Raw genomic sequence first — 19,026 nt, 5'->3', positions numbered from 1 at the left:
ACAACCCCACCCGCCACGGCGGCGCCCAACGAGACACCGAACAGCAGGCCGCAGCCTGACTTTGATCTTGAGGTTGACACAAGGGGTGTCATCGCGGTTCTCCGGACGGCTCGATGGAAAGCCCGAGCCTGCCGTCGTGTCGGCGGGCGAGCAGGCTCCGGCGTCCGGGATGGACTCGCTGTTCGTCGGCCACGAGGTGGAACCGCTCGCCGGTGGCGGTGACCTGCTCGGTCATGCCGGGCCCACCGGCGCAGTCGAGTGAGCAGTCCGAAGTGGATGCCGCCTGGGCTTCAAGCGCGGCGGCGTCCTTGCTGTACGCGGCAGGAATGACGTAACGCTCGTCGTACTTGGCGATCGCGAGCAGCCGGTACATCGCCTCGACCTGCTCCGCTGTCATGCCGACCGCGTCGCACAGTTCGTCGGTGACGGTGCCGTCGAGCGTGCGGGCGCGCATGTGCGACCGCATGGCGGCCAGCTTCATCAATACGCCCGCCACCGCGTCGGCATCACCCGCGGTGAACAGTTCGGCGAGGTACTCCACGGGGATCCGCAGCTCGCGGATCGTGTGGAAGACGTCGTCGGCGTCGGTGTCGTCGAGACCGGCGGCGCCGACCGCGTCCAGCACCGGTGACAGCGGCGGGACGTACCAGACCATGGGCAGCGTGCGGTACTCCGGGTGCAGCGGCAGCGCGATCTTGTACTCGCTGATCAGCCGCCACACCGGTGAGGCCTGCGCTGCGAGCACCCACTCCTCGGGCATGCCCGCGCCGAGGGCCAGCCGCACCGTCTCGGGTGCGTGCGGGTCCAGGAAGACAGCACGTTGCGCGGCGAGCAGGTCCGCCTCGTCCTTGACCGACGCGGCGGCGAGCACAGCGTCCTCGTCGTAGAAGACCAACCCGAGATAGCGCAGCCTGCCGACACAGGTCTCCGAGCAGATGGTGGGCTGGCCCGCCTCGATACGCGGAAAGCAGAAGGTGCACTTTTCGGCTTTGCCGGTGGCGTGGTTGACGTAGACCTTTTTGTAAGGACAGGCGCTCACGCACATTCGCCAGCCGCGACAGCGGTTCTGGTCGACCAGCACGATGCCGTCCTCCTCGCGCTTGTACATCGCACCGGATGGGCAGGCCGAGACGCACGCTGGGTTGAGACAGTGTTCGCAGATGCGGGGCAGGTGGAACAGGAACGTCTTCTCGAACTCGAACTTCACCCGCGCGGCCGCTTCGGGATCCATCGCCGTGATATTCGGGTCGGTACCTGCGCGCTCATGGGCGCCGCCGAGGCTGTCTTCCCAGTTGGCGCCCCAAACCAGGCTCATCGGTTCGCCCGTCAGCGCTGAGCGAGGTTGCTTGACCGGGGTGTCGGCAAGCCCGGCGGGCGCGGTGAGCAGCGCGTCCGTGTCGAAGGTGGCCGGCTCGTAGTAGTCCTCGAGTGAGGGCAGGTCGGGGTTGGCGAAGATCCGCGACAGCCGTTTGACGCGCCCGCCGGACCGCAGGACGAGACGGCCCCTGGAGTCGAGCCGCCAGCCGCCCTTCCACCGTTCCTGGTCTTCGTAGTGTTTGGGGTAGCCGATGCCGGGTTTGGTCTCGACGTTGTTGAACCAGACGTACTCGGTGCCTTCGCGGTTGGTCCAGGTCTGTTTGCAGGTCACCGAGCAGGTGTGACAGCCGATGCACTTGTCGAGGTTCATCACCATCGCGACTTGGGCGCGGATGCGCATGTCAGTACTCCACTTCCTGGTCGCGCCGCCGGATGACGGTGATCTCGTCGCGCTGGCTGCCGATGGGGCCGTAGTAGTTGAAGGCGTAGGTCAGCTGTGCGTGCCCGCCCGCCAGGTGCGTCGGCTTGACCAGCAGGCGGGTCATCGAGTTGTGGTAGCCGCCGCGTTTGCCCTTGCCCGCCCCGGTGGCCTCGGTCTTCGGGACATTCACGGTGCGTTCGGGGGAGTGGTACTGGAACACGGTGCCCTCGGGCATCCGGTGACTGACCACGGCACGCGCCACGATCACGCCGTTGCGGTTGACGGCCTCGACCCAGTCATTGTCGGCGACGTCGATCTTGGCGGCATCCTGCGTGCTCATCCAGATCACCGGTCCACCCCGTGAGAGCGCGAGCATCAGCTCGTTGTCGTGGTACATCGAGTGGATCGACCACTTCGCGTGCGGAGTGAGGAACCGGACGGTGACCCCGCCGTCGGCGAGCTCGCCCGGCTTGCCGAAGTGCCTGGCCATGTTCAGCGGTGGCCGGTAACCAGGCAGGTGCTCGCCCAGCTCGGCGACCCAGTCGTGCTCCACGAAGAAGTGCTGCCTGCCGGTGAGGGTGTGCCACGGCTTGTGCCGTTCGACGTTGATGGTGAACGGTGAGTACCGCCGCCCGCCTTTCTCCGAGCCCGACCACTCCGGGCTGGTGATCACCGGTTGCGGTGCCCGTTGGGTGGCCGCATAGGTGATGCGGTCGTTCTCGTGGCCTTCGACGAGGTCGGTGAACGGGCGGCCGGTTCGCTTTTCCAGCTGCAGGAAACCTTCGCGCGCCAGGCGCCCGTTGGTCGTGCCGGACAAGGCGAGGATCGCTTCGCACATCCGGTCCGCTGTGGACAGTGAAGGCCTGCCCGCGAACGGGCCGTCGGGCACGGTCCCGTTGCGGTGGCGCAGGTAGTCCAGTTCCGGTGCGACGTCGACGGTGATGCCTTTGGTCGTGGTGCCGAGTTCGTCCAGCAACGGGCCGATGGCGCGCATCTTGGCGCCGATGAGGGTGTAGTCGCGTTCGACCTCGACCAGTTTCGGCATGGTCACACCTGGGAGCGGCGCGCAGTCGCCGTGCTTCCAGTCACGCACCCGTCCCGACGGCGTCGCGAGCTCGTCGGGGGTGTCGTGCTGCAGCGGCGCGGCCAGCACGTCACGGCGCGTACCGAGGTGGGTGATCGCGAGTTCGCTGACCTTGTCGGCGAGCGCGAGAAACGCGTCGTAGTCGGAGTGCACGTCGCCGGGCGGGGCGACAGCGGGCGAGAAGGCGTGCACGAACGGATGCATGTCCGTGGTGGAGATGTCGTGCTTCTCGTACCAGGTCGCCGCGGGCAGCACGACGTCGGAGTGCAGGCCGGTGTTGGTCATCCGGAAGTCGATGGCGGTGAGCAGATCGAGCTTGCCCGTCGGTGCCTGCTCACGCCAGGCCACGTCGCGAGGCCGTTCGCCTGGCCCGCATTCCCCGGCTGAGGCCAGCGAGTCGACGCCGAGCAGGTGCCGCAGGAAGAACTCGTTGCCTTTTCCTGAGGAGCCGAGCAGGTTGGCTCGCCACAGGGTCAAGCAGCGTGGGAAGTTCGCCGGATCGTCGGGGTCCTCGGCGGCGGCCTTGAGCTTGCCCGCGCGTAGTTCGGCCGCGATGTGCTCGGAGGTGCTCACACCGGCCGCCGCGGCCTCGTCGGTCAGATCCAGCGGGTTGCGGTCGAACGCCGGATGGCCTGGCGACCAGCCCATCCGCTGCGCGGCGGCGACCGTGTCGGCGAAAGTCATCCCGGCGAAGCGGCCCTGGCCCAGTGGGGAGGCGAGTTCGTCGGCGGGCACCTTCTCGTAGCGCCACTGGTCGGTGTGCAGGTACCAGAACGGAGTGCTCGCCTGGTGCCGCATGGGTCGCTGCCAGTCGAAAGCGAAGCTCATGTGCTGCTGCCCGGTGATCGGGCGTGCCTTCTCCTGGCCGACATAGTGCGCCCAGCCGCCACCGTTGACTCCCTGGCAGCCGGTGAGGGTGACCAGCGCGATGAACGCCCGATAGGTCATGTCGGAGTGGAACCACTGGTTCGTGCCCGCGCCGAGCGCGATCAGGGAGCGACCACGGCTGCGTTCGGCGTTGCGGGCGAATTCGCGTCCGATCTTGGCCGCGAGTGATGCGGGTACTCCGGTGAACCGTTCCTGCCATGCCGGGGTGTTCGGCGTGTCGGCGTCGTCGTACCCAGCGGGCCACTCGCCCGGCAGGTCGCCCCGGCGCACGCCGTACTGGGCCATGATGAGGTCGAAGACACCGGTGACCAAGTGGTCGCCCAGACGCAGGACAGGTACGCCGCGGCGTACGGTGGTTCCGCCTTCGGTCTCGCCGATGTCGAACCTGGCGAGGTCGATCTCGACCTGCTCTGTGGCGTGGCCGAGCACGCCGAGAGCGGGCACGACGTCGCCGAGGTCAAGATTCCAGCGGCCTTCGTTCTCGGCGCCGTACCGGAATCCGAGCGATCCGTTGGGCACCACAGGGTTGCCGGTTCCCTCGTCGAGCAGGACCGTTTTGTGGCCCGCAGAGGCGCTGTCGTCACCTAGGTCGGCGGCGGTGAGGAACCGGTCGGTGGCGTATACCCCGGGTGCGCGTTCGCGCAGTGTGACCAGGAACGGCAGATCGGTGTAGGACCGGACGTAGTCGTTGAAGTAGGGCACTCGCCGGTCCCGGAAGAACTCGGTGAGCACGACGTGGCCCATGGCCATCGCCAGCGCGCCGTCGGTGCCGGGATGCGGGGCAAGCCAGTCGTCGGCGAACTTCACGTTGTCCGCGTAGTCCGGGCTGACCGCGACGACCTTGGTGCCGCGATAGCGGGCTTCTGCCAGGAAATGCGCGTCCGGGGTACGGGTGACGGGGATATTGGAGCCCCACATGATCAGGTAGGTCGCGTTCCACCAGTCACCGGCCTCGGGTACGTCGGTCTGGTCACCCCACACCTGCGGCGAGGCGATCGGCAGGTCGGCGTACCAGTCGTAGAACGACAGCAGCGTCCCACCCAGCAGCGCGTGGTACCGGGTCCCCGCCGCGAACGACGCCATCGACATCGCCGGGATCGGCGAGAATCCGACCACGCGGTCAGGCCCGTGTGTCTTCGTGGTGTGGACATGTGCCGCGGCCACCATGGTGATCGCTTCGTCCCAGCTCGCGCGCACGAGACCGCCCCGACCGCGCTGTCCTTTGTAGACCTCGGCCTTGCGTGGGTCCTCGACGATGTCCGCCCACGCCGCGACCGGATCCCCGAACCGCTTGAGGCCGGCCCTGAACATCGTGAGCAACGACCCGCGCACGTAGGGGTGGCGTACCCGCGACGGCGAATACTCGTACCACGAGAACGACGCTCCGCGCGGGCAGCCTCTCGGCTCGTAGTCGGGGCTGTCCGGGCCCGTGCTCGGGTAGTCGGTCGCCTGGTGCTCCCAGGTGATCAGATCGTCTTTGACGAACACGTTCCACGAGCACGAGCCGGTGCAGTTCACGCCATGGGTCGAGCGCACGACCCGGTCGTAGTTCCACCGGTCGCGATAGAACGACTCCCAGTCACCGGCGTCGATTTGGTGCAGCGTGCGCCCGTGATCGCCGACGGTCTCCTTGGTCAGCAAGCGGCGGACGCCGAGCAGCGGACCATGGCCGGGCAGCCGATCGTTCGCGGGTGCCGCGGGATCTGAATGAGAGGACACGGTGGCACGACTCCTTCGGCGCTGCGGCGAACGGGCACGTCTTCCAGCGCGGTACCGCCGTGGTGCCGGACCGGGCACACTCAGCTTCTCCGGCGCGGCCGTGCTGATCACCAGGCCAACGTCGCGTCTCGTAGGGTCTTTCGTCCTTCTTAGACAGAACGTCCCCTGTGCCGACGGCACAGGACGGGTGGCGTCCGGCGCCGCCCGGGATCATGCGGCCTTGGCGCAGCCGGTGAGCTTGCTCCGCGGGAGCTGGGGAGGATCGCCGGTATGACGATGACGGCCGGAGCGCACGCGTGCGTGGAGGTGGGCGTTGTCCGGGCAGATGGAGTTGCTCGAGGATCTGCGCACACCCGCCGCCTCGGCTCCGGGGAGCGGTGATCAGGGGTCCGCGAGGGACGAGTGATCAGCAGTCGAACAGACTGGTGACCGACCCGTCGGTGAAGATCGCCTCGATGGCGCTCGCGATCAGGGGAGCGACGGATCGCACGGTGAGCTGGGGGAACCGCTTGTCCTCGGTGAGGGGCAGGGTGTCGGTGAGGACGACCTCTCGGATTCCGCTGTGGCTCAGGCGTCCGGCTGCGCCGTCGGAGAGCACCGCGTGTGTCGCCGCGGCGACGACGTCGGTGGCGCCGGCGGCGAGCAGGACCCGGGCGGCGCCGACCATGGTGGCGCCGGTGTCGATCATGTCGTCGACGACGACGCAGAGCCTGCCCGTGACCTCACCGATGAGTGAGGCGGCGTCGGCGTGGTGGGTGTGCAGGGATTTGCGGTGCTGCACGAACGCGATCGGTTGCCCGCCAAGGAGTTCCGCCCAGGTCTCGGCGAGTTTGACCCGTCCTGAGTCGGGCGCGACCACGGTGATGGTGGTGTCGCGGTAGCGCTCGCGCAGGTAGCCGGCCAGCAGTGGCTGGGCGAGCAGGTGGTCGACGGGGCGGTCGAAGAACCCTTGGGCTTGGGGTGTGTGCAGGTCGACCGCGACGATCCGGTCGGCGCCGGCGGTGGCGAGCAGGTCGGCGACGAGGCGGGCGGAGACGGGTTCGCGTCCTTGGTGTTTCTTGTCCTGCCGGGCGTAGGGGTAGAACGGCCAGATCACGGTGATGCGTTTCGCGCTGGCCCGTTTGAGCGCGTCGATCATGATCAGCTGTTCCATCAGCGCCGTGTTGAGCGGCGTGGTGGCGGTGTGCAGGACGAAGGTGTCACTGCCGCGGACAGAGGTGTCGAACCGCACGAAGCTTTCACCGTTGGCGAAGGTGTGCGCGGTCTGCGGGGCGATGGACACGCCGAGCGTGTCCGCGATCTGCCGGGCGAGGCCGGTGGGCGTGCCGCCGGCGAGGAACATGAGCCGTTTGGTGACGGTGCCCGGTAGCCGGCTGAGGGTCGAGGGCGATGCCGTCATGCTCGTGTACTCCAGGGAGGGGTGGGCGTTGAGTGGGACCGTGGGCGGGACCGGCGGGACGAGCGCTTGTACGGTCCCGCCCACGGCACTTGTGGGGCGGCTATGCCAGACGCCGGTTCAGCGCGTCGAATTCGTCCCGCAGCGCGGTGGGCAGCTTGTCGCCGACGTAGGTGAACCAGTCGCGGATCAGGGCGAGTTCCGCAGGCCATTCCGCAGGGGTGACGGCGAGTGCCGCTTCGACGTCGGCCAGGTCGACGTCGAGCCCGGTCAGGTCGAGATCGGCGGGGGACGGGACAGCCCCGAGCGGCGTGTCGGTGGCCTCGGCGGTGCCGTCAAGCCGGCCGATGATCCAGGCCAGTACGCGGGAATTCTCCCGGAATCCTGGCCACAGGAAACGGCCGGACTCGTCGCGGCGGAACCAGTTGACGCTGAAGATCCGCGGCAGTTTCGCGGGGTCGGCGTGCTCCCCGAGCGCCAGCCAATGGGCGAAGTAGTCGCCGACGTGGTAGCCGGTGAAAGGCAGCATGGCCATCGGGTCGCGGCGCACCACCCCGACTTCACCGGTGGCGGCGGCGGTCGTCTCCGACGACAGCGTGGCACCCAGGAACACGCCATGTTGCCAGTGCCGGGACTCCGTCACCAACGGGATCGTGGTGCCGCGGCGGCCGCCGAACAGGATCGCCGAGATCGGGACCCCGGCGGGATCGTCCCATTCGGGCGCGATGCTGGGGCATTGCTGGATCGGGGTGCAGAACCGGGAGTTGGGGTGGGCGGCGGTCTCGGCGGTGCCGGGGTGCCAGTCGCGGCCCCGCCAGTCGGTGAGGTGTTCCGGCGCAGTCTCGGTCATGCCTTCCCACCAGACGTCACCGGTGTCGGTGAGCGCGACGTTGGTGAAGATCGTGTTGCCCTGCTCGATCATCCGCATCGCGACCGGGTTGGTGCGGTAGCCGGTGCCAGGGGCGACGCCGAAGAACCCGAACTCGGGGTTCACCGCGTAGAGGCGGCCGTCGGGGCCGAAGCGCATCCAGGCGATGTCGTCGCCGAGTGTCTCGGCTTTCCAGCCGGGCACAGTGGGCTGCAGCATCGCCAGGTTCGTCTTGCCGCAGGCACTGGGGAACGCCGCGGCGACGTAGTGGACCGATCCGGTGGGGGAGGTGAGCTTGAGGATGAGCATGTGCTCGGCGAGCCAGCCTTCGTCGCGGGCCATGACCGAGGCGATGCGCAGTGCGTAGCTTTTCTTGCCCAGCAGTGAGTTTCCGCCGTAGCCGGAGCCGTAGCTCCAGATGGTGCGGTCTTCGGGGAAATGGGAGATGTACTTGACGTCGCTGCACGGCCAGTGCGTATCGGCCTGTCCCGGCTTCAGCGGGGCTCCGACGGAGTGCAGCGCCTTCACGAAGTCGCCGTCCTCGCCGAACTTCTCCAGCGCCATCGTGCCCATCCGGGTCATCAGCCGCATCGAGACGGCGACATAGGCGGAGTCGGTGATCTCGATGCCGAGTTTCGGGTTCTCGTCGGTGAGCGGGCCCATGCAGAACGGGACGACGTACATGGTGCGACCGGCCATGCAGCCGCGATAGAGCTCGGTCATGATGATCGTCATGTCGACCGGGTCCATCCAGTTGTTGGTGGGCCCGGCGTCTGCTTCATCGTTCGAGCAGATGAACGTGCGGTCCTCGACCCTCGCGACATCACGTGGATCCGACGTGGCGAGGAACGAGTTGGGCTTCTGCGGAACGCGGACCAGCGTGCCCGCGTCGACCAATGCCGTAGTCAGGCGGCGCCATTCGTCGTCGGAGCCGTCGCACCACACCACCTCGTCCGGGGTGGTGAGCTCGGCGACCTCGCGCACCCACGCCACCAGGCGCCGGTGGGTGGTGGGTGCGTTGTCCAGTCCGGCGATGGTGGCTGCCGGGTGGCTCTCGGTCGTGGTGGACATGGTGCCGCTTCCTTTGCTGCGGTTCCCAGTGCCGTTCACCGGGAGAGCTGGTTCTGAAAGACACTGGTCGCCGCGTCGGCGACCAGCCGGGTCAGCGCGATGCCCTTGACGAACGGCATGGAGCGGCCCGCCGGCGGGGCAGCGCTCAATGCCCGTGCGCACGCGCGGAAGACTTCGACGTCGAAGCCCAGTCCGGATGCGCACGCCGCGGCCCGCAGCAGCCCGCTCGCCGCGTACAGCGCTTTACCGGCGTCCTCGCGGGTGATCACGCTGATTCCTGCCAGGTCCGGTGACAGCGCGCCGACGAGATCGACTACCGCGTCTGCCCCGAAGACGATGTTGTGCAAGGGAAAGACAACGGCGTCGGCGAGATTCCAGGTGGTGATGTCGGCGATACCGGACGCCATGAGCAACGCGGTGAGTCCGGGCATCTCCCGTGCCCCGGCGATGACGACCCTGGCGCCATGAGCCCGCCGCCGCCACGTCGTCGGCAGCGCGTCCGAGGTCGCCGAGGCCAGCGCGATCGTGGTGACGTCCTCATCGGTCAGCAGCGGGCGAGGATCACTGTCGCGCAGCTCTCGTCGGACCTGGCGAGCCCGCTCCGGGGTCACCCGGGTCAGCAGTACCGCGCCGGTATCCGGCGGCAGTGCGCGGATGGCCGCGATCAGGCCGGTCGCGTCGGCGGAGAGGACCGCTCTCGGCCGGGCCGCCACCCTGGCGAGGCCGCTGATCAGCGCCGCCACTTCACGCAACGTCGAGATGAGGTCGGTTCCGGCAGGCAGCGCGCTGCCGTCGGACACGATCGCGACCCGTGGGGTCCCGGTACTCACGGGTGAACCCGGCATCGGCATGGCCGCCTAGCCCCTGGTCTCCGCCGTCATCAGCTCCGCCGGGTCGATCCACGCCGCCGTGTCGACGCCATGGCGCTCGGCGAGATCGAGCAGGTCCTTGATCCGGGCGACATGAAGGTAGATCTCATAGTCGTGGCCCGCCTCGCGTGCCGCGGCCAGCTTTTCCTGTGCGCCTTGGATCCGGCCTCGCAGGACCGTCACGAACTCACTCATCGCCGCACTCCTCCCATGCCCACCCATCTAGTGTCTATGCAGTTATAAAAGTCTGCAAGTCATAAGATGTGCGATAGTGCACACACTGCGGCCGACGGGCGTCCTACAGGTCGTTGCCCGCGTAGGAGAGGTTGAAACTTTTGTTGGTCAGCGGGAAGTCCGGGACGATCGTGTTGGCGAGGGCGACCGGCAACGCGGGCCAGTTGAAGAAGCTCGGGTCGACGATCTTCACCCGGGAGAGCCTGCCTTCGGCGGTGAACTCGACGCGATGCACGATGGTGCCACGCCAGCCTTCGACGATTCCCACGCCCGAATGGGCGGTGCCGCCGGACTGGCCGACGCCGCAGGTGATGGACCGGGTTTCGCCCGCGAGCTCACCGGTCAGCTCCGTGATCACGCTGATCGACTGGACGATCTCGTCGGCGCGGACCAGGAATCGGGAGAGCACGTCACCTTCGGTTCGGCTGTGCGCGGCGCGCGGGAAGTCCCTGGGCAGGAAGGGATGGTCGTGGCGGGCGTCGACGGCCAGCCCGCTCGCGCGCGCCACATAGCCAAGTGCGCCGAGGTCCGCGGCTTGTGCGGTGGTGAGGACCGCGGTCCCGGTGAACCGGTCGGCGACTACGGTGTTGCCCAGTGCGAGGTCGACGATCTCGGCTATGTCAGCGCCGATCTCGGACAGTGCGAGGGGATCTGGCAGTGCGCGCACCTCGGCGCCGCCCGGTCGGATCCCGCCGCGCAGTAGCCGGTGCCCGGTGACGGTGTCGTTGATCCGCAGCAGGCGCTCGCGCACCCGCTGCGCGTGGGTGTTGAGGATGGCGTGTCCTACGTCGTTGCACAGCGCCCCGAGGTCGGTGACATGGTTGTAGAGCCGTTCCAGCTCCAGCAGGATCGCGCGGAGCCGTTGCGCCACTGGGGAAACCGGGATGTCGCTCGCGTCCTCGACTGCCTGGCAGTAGGCGAGGCTGTGGCCGACGGCGGTGTCACCGCTGACGCGCTCGGCCAGTTCGACACCTTGGCAAGGGCCTCGTCCGTGGAACAGCCTCTCCAGTCCTTTGTGGACGAACCAGAGTCGGGCCTTGAGGTTGAGGATGGTCTCACCGACGACGGAGAACCGGAAATGGCCGGGCTCGATCAGGCCGGCGTGCACCGGGCCGACCGGGATCTCGTAGACCCCGTGCCCTTCGACGGTCCGGAACGGGTAGGGGCCGTCGACGGCGCCGAACTCGGGAGGTTCTCCCGCGTCGTCCAGCATCGGGTACCAGCCCGCCGGCCAGTGGAAGTGCCGGACCAGGCGGCGGGGCAGTGGGTGGCCGGTGGGCGTGATGCCGAACAGGTCGCGCATTTCGCGTTCGAATCGTCCCGCGGGGAAGGACAGCCCGGCCAGGCTGGGCACGCTGGGTTTCGCACGGTCGAGCGGGACGTGCAGTTCGACGCGCCGGTCTGGCGCGGCGGCGGTGAACAGATATACCGCGCGCAGTGCGTCGCCGTCGTCGTGCCCGGCGACCAGCGCGAGCCGGTGACCGTGCTCGAGCAGAGCCTGTGTCCGTGACGGCAACTCGGCCGGGTCGATGAGACAGGCACTGCGGCGGTGACCGGCATCCTGACTGAACGGGTAGGGCGGTGCGGTGGTCATAGGGTCCCCGTGATGGTGATGGCCGCGTTGTGCAGCAACGAGATCAGTGGCCCTGCGGCGGCACCGAGCACAGCGGAGGCCACCAGTCCGGCGATGAGTGTGAGTGCCAAGACGACCGGTAGCGGCACGGAGGCGGTCGCCGCTCCTGGTCCCTCCGGCGGTGCGCCGAGCACCATGCGGCTGGTGTGCCCGATCAGTGCCGCGGCGATCACCGTCGCCAGCGCGAGCGCCGCGGTGGTGACCCACCCCAGACCGGCGGCGAACCCGGCATGGGCGATCCCCAGTTCACTGGCGAAGAGGCTGAACGGCGGCAGCCCGATCAGCGCGAGTATGCCCAGCCCCAGGCAACCGGCCAGCATCGGCTGTCGTGCGGCAAGCCCTCGCACGCCGTCGATCCGGCTGGTGCCGGTGGTCTGCAGCACCCGCCCTGCGGACAGGAACAGCACGCTCTTCGCCAGGCCGTGCCCAAGCACATGCAACAGCGCCGCCGAGACGGCGAGCGGGCCGCCGATCGCCGCGCCGAGTGCGACCAGGCCGAGGTGCTCGATGCTGGAGTACGCCAGCATGCGTTTGTAGTCCCGCTGTGCCAGCAGCAGCGACGCCGCGACCGCGAGCGACGACAACGCCATGACGATCAACACGGCACGGGCGAATCCGGCGCCGAGTGCCGCGTCGGCGATGACCTTGACCCGCAGGATCGCGTAGAACGCGACCGAGAGCAGCACCCCGGACATGAGCGCGGACACCGGTGCGGGTGCTTGGCTGTGTGCGTCGGGCAGCCAGGCGTGCAGTGGCGCGAGCCCGGCTTTCGTGCCGAACCCGATGAGCAGCAGCACGACCGCGAGGCGAGTCACCCCGGGATCGAGGCCGTGTGCGAGCCGCGTCAGCGCGGCGAGGTCCAGACCGGGGGAGCCGGGCGCGTTCCGAGCGGCGAAGTTGAGCAGGAACGTGCCCAGCAGCGCCAGCGCGATACCGGTCGAGCAGATCACCACGTACTTCCACGCCGCTTCCACGGCGGACCTCGTGCGGCGTTGCCCGACCAGGAACGCCGTCACGATCGTGGTGGCCTCGACCGCGACCCACAGCACGCCGAGATTCGCCGCCAGCACACACAACGCCATCGCGGCCAGGAAGACCTGCACCAGCACGTTGTGCCGAGCCGCGGTGCGGGCGGTCGCGCGCCCTGCGTCGATCTCGCCGCGCAAGTACGCCGGGGTCGCAGTGGTCGCCAGCAGCGCCACCGCGCCGATCACGATCAGCATGAACGCCGACAGCGCGTCCACCCTGAGCATCCCGGCGAAGGCGGTCGACGGGCCCGACGACGACACGGCGCCCGCGATGATGATCGCGGCGGCCAGTGCCAGCCCCGCGCAGCCGGATCCGATCCAGCGGGTCGACGGCCGCCACCCGGCCGCCAGGTAGGCCGAGGCGCCGAGCAGCGGCACGGCGACGGGAACGAGGATCAACGATGTGCTCATCAGTCGCGCAGCTCTCGTAGTTCGTCGAGGTCGGCGTCGCCGAAGGTCTCCCGCATCCGGGTCGCCAGTATCTGCAGCACGAGCACCACCAGTAGCACGTCGAGCGACACCCCCAGCTCCACCACCAGCCCGGCGCCGGTGGTGGTCAGGAACCCGATGGCGGTGATCCCGTTGTCCATCAACAGGAATCCGACGAGCTGGGACAAGGCGCGGCGGCGGGTGACGAGTACGAAGAACCCGATCAGCACGACCGTCATCCCTACCGGGATCGCCTGTGTCGCGGGCGACGGCGCCAGTTCGATGAGTGGCTGCGACACGGCATAGGCCAGCATCGCCAGCACGGCGACGGACAGCAAGGACGCGGCGACGTTGACCAGCGGCCGGGTCTCCCGCCGCCGTTCGCCGGCCTGCGCCAAGGCCCGGCGCAGCAGGTATGGCAGTACGCCGGCGCGCAGCACCGCGAGCCCGGCCGCGACCGCGCCGAGTTCGGCCGAGTGTTCGTGCACGGCGAGCACCGCCACCAGCGCGGCCAGCACCAGTCCTTGCACGGCGAACACCCGGATGATCACCGCGAGTTCGCGGCGCCACACGATGAGGACGGCGGTCAGCAGCAGCCCTCCGCAGGCCAGATCCAGCAGCTGCACATAAGCCGTGTCACTCACCATGACAGTCCTCAATGGACATTCGGCAGCCGTCCTTTCGTCTCAGGCCAGGAAGAACGACGCGGCCACCGCGAGCAACGCGAGCAGGAACGAACCGGCCAGCAGCTCGGGCACCCGGAACAGCCGCAGCTTCGCCAGGAACACCTCACCCGCGGCCAGCAGCGTGCCCAGTACGGCGACCTTCGCGACCCATGCCACTACCCCGAACAGGAGTGCCACCGGGGTCGCCGAGGTGGCGATACCCCAGGGCAGGAACAAATTCGCCAGCAACCCGAGTAACACGCTCAGCCGCATCGCCGACGCCAGCTCGATCAGCGCGAGGTCCGGTCCCGCGTATTCGAGGATCATCGCCTCGTGCACCATCGTCAATTCCAGGTGCGTTGCGGGATTGTCGACCGGCAGCCTGCCGGTCTCGGCGATGATCACCACGATCAGCGCGACCGCTGCGAGCAGGCTGGCCGGGGAGATCACTCGCACCGGGTCGTTCAGCGTCGAGGTCACGATCGCGGCGAGGTCGGTCGATCCGACCCGCACCGACAGCGCGAAGATCGCCACCAGCAGCGTGGGCTCGACCAGCGCGATGATCGTCATCTCCCGGCTCGCGCCCATCCCGCCGAACGCCGTGCCGGTGTCCAGCCCCGCCAGTGCCAGCGCGACCGTGCCCAGCGTGAGCAGCGCGACGACCGCGAACAGGTCGGCGACCGACGCGAGCGCCGAGCCAGTGGTCGCGAACGGCGCCACCACCGCGACGACCAGCGTCGTCGCCACCAGCACCAGCGGCGCGAACCGGAACACCTCGCTCGTGCCACGTGGCGCGATCCGTTCCTTGCCGAACAGCTTGCGCAGATCCCGCCACGGCTGGCCGACCCCGGCACCCGCGCGGCCTTCCAGCTTCGCGCGGACCTGCCGCATCAGCCCGACCAGTGGTGGCGAAGCGGCCACCACGACGACCGGCTGCAGCACGCCACCGACGATTCCGAGCGCGCTCACCGTGTCACCGCCACCAGCAGCAGGACCCCGCATACCGCGTAAAAGCCGTACCCGAGATAGCGGTGCACACTCCCGGTCGCGAGACGGCGTCCCGCCCGCCCCCATGCCGACATCGCGGCCAGCACGGGTTCGTAGAGGCGCCGCTCGATCCGGTCCGGTACCCGCCGTCGGTACTCCACGGCCTGGACGAGGTAGTCCGACTCGCGGTGGTGGGTCACGTCGACATCGGTTTCGGGGCGCACGACGTCGTCGAAAACCCGTTGCAGAGGCTCGGCGAACGAGGTCGCGGTGTATTCCATCCGCGGCGTCATCGGCCCGGCCCCGCAGTCCCACAACCGTGCCGCGCGTCGTGCCCGCCTGGCGGAGGCCGACCGGGCCGCCGCGGCCACGAGCAGTACGGCGGCCGCCAGCGCGAGGGTCAGCATCAGCGGCGACAGCGATCCGGCGAACCCGGTCAGCCGCAGCGTGACATTCCCGGTGACCGCCGGTCGCGCGCCGGTCAGTGCCGTGGACGCCGCGGCGGAGACCCCGGGGAGTACGAGCGTGGGTGCGACCGCCAGTGCCAGGCACGCGGCCGCGGCGACACCCATGCCGGCGAGCATGGTCGGCGGGCTTTCCCCAGCCTTCTCGGCGTCGGCGCTGCGCGGCTTGGCGAGGAAGCCGACACCGAACGCCTTGACGAAGGTCGCGACCGCCAGCCCCGCTGTCAACGCGACCGCCGCGACCGCCAACGGCATCGCGATCGCCGTGGTCACTCCCGAGGAGGGCAGACCATGGACGAGTGCCTGCAGCAGCAGCCACTCGGACACGAACGCCGTGCCAGGAGGCAACGCCGAGGCCGCGAGCGCGCCCCACCCGAACGCCGCGGTGGTCGCGGGCATGGCGGCACGCAGACCCCCGAGCGCGTCGAGATCGCGGCTCCCGGTCGCACGCAGCACTGATCCTGCTGCCAGGAACAGCAGTGTCTTGAACGCCGCGTGCCCGGTCACATGCAGCAGCGCGGCAGCCAACGCCAGTGCCGCCAGTTCATGGTCGCCGGAGGCGGCGAACAGCCCGGCCGCGCCGACGCCGACAAGCACCAGTCCCATGTTCTCCGTTGTGGAGTAGCCGAGCAGCCGTTTGAGGTCGGTGCCCATCGCGGCCTGGAGAATCCCGTACACCGCGGACACGGCGCCGAGCGCGAGCACCAGCAGCCACCACCATCGTGGCCCGCCGCCGAGCAGATCGAAGTCGACCCGCACGATCCCGTACACCCCGAGGTTGACCATCGCCGCCGACATCAACGCCGATACGTGGCTGGGTGCCTCAGGATGCGCGCGCGGTAGCCACGCGTGCAACGGCACGATCCCCGCCTTGGACGCGAACCCGGCCAGCGTCATCACGAACACCGCGCTCGCGATGACGGGCGGCAGATGCGGCCCAGCCGTTCGCAACGCGGTGAACGAATCGCCACCCGTGTGCGCGGCCAGCAACAGCAGTCCACTGAGGATGGTCACGAACCCGAGGTGGGTCATCACCGCGTACCAGCGCCCCGCGCGCGCCACCTCGGCGTGGTGGCGGTGCTCGGCTAGGACGAGCAGCAGCGAGGTCAAGGCCATCAGCTCCCAGCACACGAGCAACGTGCCCACATCGGACGCGATCGGCACCAGCAGCATCGCCACCACGAACACCGGAAGTACCGCTTGGAATGCCCGCGAATCCAGGCCCCGCCGGGCATAGGAGATCCCGTAGATTCCGGTGGCGACCGCGACGGCTCCCGTGACGGCGACGAACAGCCCGCCTAGTGCGTCCATCGTGAGGGAGACACCCGACAGCGGCAGCACCCCGGCAAGGGTGAGTGTGAACGAGTCCCCGGCCATGGCCGCCGCCCCGGCGAGCGTTCCGGCGGCACCGGTCGCGGCGATCCCGGCGCCGGTCACCGCCGAGCGTGCCCGCCTCGGGACGAGCGGCGCCGCGATCGTGCTCGAGACCCCGGCGGCCGCCGCGATGGCGAAGGAGAGCGAGGCGAGGTTCATCGGCCGGTCATCTTCCGCAGCCCGTCGATGATGGCCTCTGGCCGGGGTGGGCAGCCCGCGATCTCGAGATCGACCGGTACCACGTCCGAAACCGCGCCCGCCAGTCCGTACGCCCCGGCGAACGCGCCGCAATTGCGCGCGCAGTCGCCGACGGCGACGACCAGCCGCGGTGCCGGGGTCGCCTCGTACGTCCGGCGCAGCGGTGCGGCCATGTTCCGCGTGACAGGCCCCGTCACCAGTAGCGCGTCCGCGTGCCGAGGTGAGGCGACGAGCCTCGCGCCGTAGCGTTCGGCGTCGTGCACCGGGCCGAACGCCGACCCGATCTCCACCTCGCACCCGTTGCACGAACCGGCATCCACGTGTCGTACCTGAATCGACCCGCCGAGGGCCGCAGCGGCGGGCAAGGCCGGGCCCGGCAGGGGAGGGGCTGCTTCGGCCACTCGTCCGGTACGGCGGATCTTGCGCCACAAACCCAGCACGCCGGCTCCTGACTCTTGCTTCGGGTAAAGGTGCGGCCACCCACCTGGAGGCGGGGAGGGTTCAGGTGGGTGGCCGTGGCTCATGCGCGCAGGTCGTCGAGCAGCTCGATCTGGCCTGCCAGCACACCGGTCAAGATCTGCCGTGCGACGCGGAGCAACTCCGCGACGTGCGGGCTGGTCAGCGAGTAGTAGACGGCCGAACCTTCCTTACGGGTGACGACCAGGCCTGCTCGCCGCAGCACAGCCAGCTGCTGCGACAGGTTCGCTGCCTCGAGTTCCAGTTCGGGTAGCAACTCGCCCACTGCGTGTTCACGCTCGCTCAGCAGCTCCAGTACGCGGATCCGGGCGGGATGACCCAGTGTTTTGAAGAAGTCGGCCTTTGCTTGATAGAGAGGGCGGCTCATGGGCTCTCCTCCGTCTCGGGTGCGCTGGCGCTCAGGAGGTCGTCGGCATCGTGACCCATCTTGTTGCGGACGGCGACGACACCGGGTACGTGGTGTGCCGCCGAGATCGCGTGATGAACCGCGCTGCCCGGAGCGCGGGCGCCGCCGAGGGTGACGATTCCGTTGGTGACATCGACGGTGACGCCGGACGAGTGCGGGATCGCCGTGGCGAGTTCGCGTTCGACCTCCGCGCGGATGGTGTCGTCGGGGCGGAGGAACGGACGGAGGGTGTCCTGGCGTGCCAGCATCCCGATGAGCAGTTCGTTGGCGTCGACGACGCAGACTTGCCGTATTTGCCTGGCACTGAGGGCGTAGACGGCGGTGCTGAGCGGAGTGTCGGCCGTGACCATGATCGTCGGCGTGGTCATGAGGTCGGCGGCGGTGAGTGCGGCCGCCTTGTGCCAGCGCGCACGGGCACGCGACCCGCCTGCCGGCGGTGGATGCACGATACCGGCGTGGAACTCCAGTTTGGGCAGCACGTCGGCCTCGGCTACGACGCCGACAGGTCGGCCGGCGGCGTCGATCACCGGCAGGGCTGCCTGGTCGCGGGCGATCATGATGCCGATCACGTGCTTGAAGGGTGTTTCGGGTGCGAGGGTTGCGATGTGGGGATTCATGACGTCGGCGACGGTCGGCTCACGCATCGGCACCTCCTCGGTGGCGGGCACTTCCCACTCTCGCATAGTTAAGCAGTTGCAAAGATTTGCAACTTAACAACCATGCTACTACCACGTGTCGCAACTCGCTACACGCGGGCTTGGGGGAGGATTGGCGTGGGCCGACGACCGGTCAGGTGTGACCAAGTGAAGAGGGGGTGAGCGTGATCAGGCCGCTGTATCAGCTCAAGGCGGAGTTCTTCAAGACACTGGGCCATCCGGTTCGGATCCGGGTGCTGGAGCTGCTCAGTGAGCGTGAGCACGCGGTCTCGGAGATGCTGCCGGAGGTGGGGATCGAGATGGCGAGCCTGTCGCAGCAGCTGGCTGTGCTGCGGCGGGCAGGCCTGGTCGTCACCCGTAAGGAAGGTTCGGCCGTCTACTACTCGCTGACCAGCCCGCAGGTAGCGGAGTTGCTCCGGGTCGCACGGCAGATCTTGACCGGTGTGCTGGCAGGTCAGATGGAGCTGCTCGACGACTTGCGCACGCCTGCGGATCCCACGCCCGCGCGTGGGCGCGCCAAAGGTGGTTCCACGTCGTCAGGCGGGTGAGCCGATTTCGCCGAGTGTCGTGCCGATCGGTGTTTCGTCGACGGTCGCTCGAACACATGCGGCAGCTCATCGGCGGGGCCACCGGGTCATCGACATCGAGTTGCTCGTGGACTGCCGCGGAGTACTAGGGGCCGGTTGGGCTCGAAGCGGCCGGGGTCCCAGCCGAGGGAACGGAACAGTGCGCGTTCGTGCACGCGGCCGGCGCGCGGCGGGCAGTGTCGGCAGGCGTGCGGGTGCCGCCCGCCGCTCGACGTTGTCGGGCACGAGCGCCGCGATCAATTGCTCCTGTGGCCG

At 68.8% G+C, this 19,026-nt stretch carries 15 protein-coding genes; 1 reads left to right on the top strand and 14 read right to left on the bottom strand.

The annotated features are described in order from the left end of the window. Positions 1-88: 88 nt before the first annotated feature. From narH to ACFV15_RS29100, 14 genes are all read right to left on the bottom strand, one after another. The gene (gene narH / locus ACFV15_RS29165) at positions 89-1,717 is read right to left on the bottom strand and encodes a nitrate reductase subunit beta (RefSeq protein WP_378354075.1); all 1,629 of its coding nucleotides are present in this window, start codon (positions 1,715-1,717) and stop codon (positions 89-91) included. A 1-nt stretch (position 1,718) separates the two neighbouring features. Continuing rightward, complete coding sequence (locus ACFV15_RS29160) at positions 1,719-5,429, bottom strand: nitrate reductase subunit alpha (RefSeq protein WP_378354073.1); 3,711 nt, start codon at positions 5,427-5,429, stop codon at positions 1,719-1,721. A 406-nt stretch (positions 5,430-5,835) separates the two neighbouring features. Then, positions 5,836-6,828 (bottom strand): ribose-phosphate diphosphokinase, encoded by a 993-nt coding sequence (locus ACFV15_RS29155; protein WP_378354071.1) that lies wholly within the window; start codon positions 6,826-6,828, stop codon positions 5,836-5,838. Positions 6,829-6,928: 100 nt separating this feature from the next. Beyond that, positions 6,929-8,764 carry a phosphoenolpyruvate carboxykinase (GTP) gene (locus tag ACFV15_RS29150; protein ID WP_378354069.1) on the bottom strand — a complete coding sequence of 612 codons (1,836 nt, stop codon included), beginning with the start codon at positions 8,762-8,764 and terminating at the stop codon, positions 6,929-6,931. Between the two features lie 35 nt (positions 8,765-8,799). Continuing rightward, positions 8,800-9,594, bottom strand: coding sequence for a hypothetical protein (locus ACFV15_RS29145; protein WP_378354067.1), 795 nt, complete (start codon positions 9,592-9,594; stop codon positions 8,800-8,802). A gap of 27 nt (positions 9,595-9,621) precedes the next feature. After that, entirely contained in the window at positions 9,622-9,828 is a 207-nt protein-coding gene (locus tag ACFV15_RS29140) for a hypothetical protein (RefSeq protein WP_378354065.1), read from the bottom strand. 103 nt (positions 9,829-9,931) lie between these two features. Continuing rightward, a complete protein-coding gene (locus ACFV15_RS29135; RefSeq protein ID WP_378354063.1) occupies positions 9,932-11,461 on the bottom strand; it encodes an NADH-quinone oxidoreductase subunit C in 1,530 nt (509 codons plus the stop codon). Then, the gene (locus tag ACFV15_RS29130; protein ID WP_378354061.1) at positions 11,458-12,939 is read right to left on the bottom strand and encodes a proton-conducting transporter membrane subunit; all 1,482 of its coding nucleotides are present in this window, start codon (positions 12,937-12,939) and stop codon (positions 11,458-11,460) included. Before ACFV15_RS29130 ends, ACFV15_RS29135 begins: the two co-directional genes overlap by 4 nt. Then, positions 12,939-13,604: a hypothetical protein gene (locus ACFV15_RS29125; protein ID WP_378354059.1), complete on the bottom strand. Its 666-nt coding sequence runs from the start codon at positions 13,602-13,604 to the stop codon at positions 12,939-12,941. The genes ACFV15_RS29130 and ACFV15_RS29125 overlap by 1 nt, the downstream gene beginning before the upstream one ends. Positions 13,605-13,643: 39 nt before the next feature. After that, positions 13,644-14,591: a respiratory chain complex I subunit 1 family protein gene (locus ACFV15_RS29120; RefSeq protein WP_378354057.1), complete on the bottom strand. Its 948-nt coding sequence runs from the start codon at positions 14,589-14,591 to the stop codon at positions 13,644-13,646. After that, complete coding sequence (locus ACFV15_RS29115; protein ID WP_378354055.1) at positions 14,588-16,606, bottom strand: proton-conducting transporter membrane subunit; 2,019 nt, start codon at positions 16,604-16,606, stop codon at positions 14,588-14,590. Before ACFV15_RS29115 ends, ACFV15_RS29120 begins: the two co-directional genes overlap by 4 nt. Continuing rightward, positions 16,603-16,965, bottom strand: coding sequence for an NADH-quinone oxidoreductase subunit B family protein (locus ACFV15_RS29110; protein WP_378354053.1), 363 nt, complete (start codon positions 16,963-16,965; stop codon positions 16,603-16,605). The genes ACFV15_RS29115 and ACFV15_RS29110 overlap by 4 nt, the downstream gene beginning before the upstream one ends. Positions 16,966-17,165: 200 nt before the next feature. Further along, positions 17,166-17,489: an ArsR/SmtB family transcription factor gene (locus tag ACFV15_RS29105; RefSeq protein WP_378354052.1), complete on the bottom strand. Its 324-nt coding sequence runs from the start codon at positions 17,487-17,489 to the stop codon at positions 17,166-17,168. Then, positions 17,486-18,172, bottom strand: a complete 687-nt coding sequence (locus ACFV15_RS29100) for a CBS domain-containing protein (RefSeq protein ID WP_378354050.1) — start codon at positions 18,170-18,172, stop codon at positions 17,486-17,488. The genes ACFV15_RS29105 and ACFV15_RS29100 overlap by 4 nt, the downstream gene beginning before the upstream one ends. 176 nt (positions 18,173-18,348) lie before the next feature. Between ACFV15_RS29100 and ACFV15_RS29095 the strand changes: the two genes are divergently transcribed. Next, positions 18,349-18,732: an ArsR/SmtB family transcription factor gene (locus ACFV15_RS29095; protein WP_378354049.1), complete on the top strand. Its 384-nt coding sequence runs from the start codon at positions 18,349-18,351 to the stop codon at positions 18,730-18,732. Positions 18,733-19,026 lie beyond the last annotated feature (294 nt).

Source organism: Amycolatopsis sp. NPDC059657 (genome assembly GCF_042734395.1).
GTDB lineage: Bacteria > Actinomycetota > Actinomycetes > Mycobacteriales > Pseudonocardiaceae > Amycolatopsis.
Note: the sequence above shows the minus strand (reverse complement) of the source record. Positions and strands in the feature narration are given on the sequence as shown.

Bases quoted from the DNA above. Each gene is read 5' to 3' on its own strand.
- ACFV15_RS29150 (WP_378354069.1), bottom strand. From the start codon at position 8,764: ATGTCCACCACGACCGAGAGCCACCCGGCAGCCACCATCGCCGGACTG.
- ACFV15_RS29115 (WP_378354055.1), bottom strand. From the start codon at position 16,606: ATGAACCTCGCCTCGCTCTCCTTCGCCATCGCGGCGGCCGCCGGGGTC.
- ACFV15_RS29130 (WP_378354061.1), bottom strand. From the start codon at position 12,939: ATGAGCACATCGTTGATCCTCGTTCCCGTCGCCGTGCCGCTGCTCGGC.
- ACFV15_RS29125 (WP_378354059.1), bottom strand. From the start codon at position 13,604: ATGGTGAGTGACACGGCTTATGTGCAGCTGCTGGATCTGGCCTGCGGA.
- ACFV15_RS29105 (WP_378354052.1), bottom strand. From the start codon at position 17,489: ATGAGCCGCCCTCTCTATCAAGCAAAGGCCGACTTCTTCAAAACACTG.
- ACFV15_RS29155 (WP_378354071.1), bottom strand. From the start codon at position 6,828: ATGACGGCATCGCCCTCGACCCTCAGCCGGCTACCGGGCACCGTCACC.
- narH (WP_378354075.1), bottom strand. From the start codon at position 1,717: ATGCGCATCCGCGCCCAAGTCGCGATGGTGATGAACCTCGACAAGTGC.
- ACFV15_RS29100 (WP_378354050.1), bottom strand. From the start codon at position 18,172: ATGCGTGAGCCGACCGTCGCCGACGTCATGAATCCCCACATCGCAACC.
- ACFV15_RS29135 (WP_378354063.1), bottom strand. From the start codon at position 11,461: ATGACCACCGCACCGCCCTACCCGTTCAGTCAGGATGCCGGTCACCGC.
- ACFV15_RS29140 (WP_378354065.1), bottom strand. From the start codon at position 9,828: ATGAGTGAGTTCGTGACGGTCCTGCGAGGCCGGATCCAAGGCGCACAG.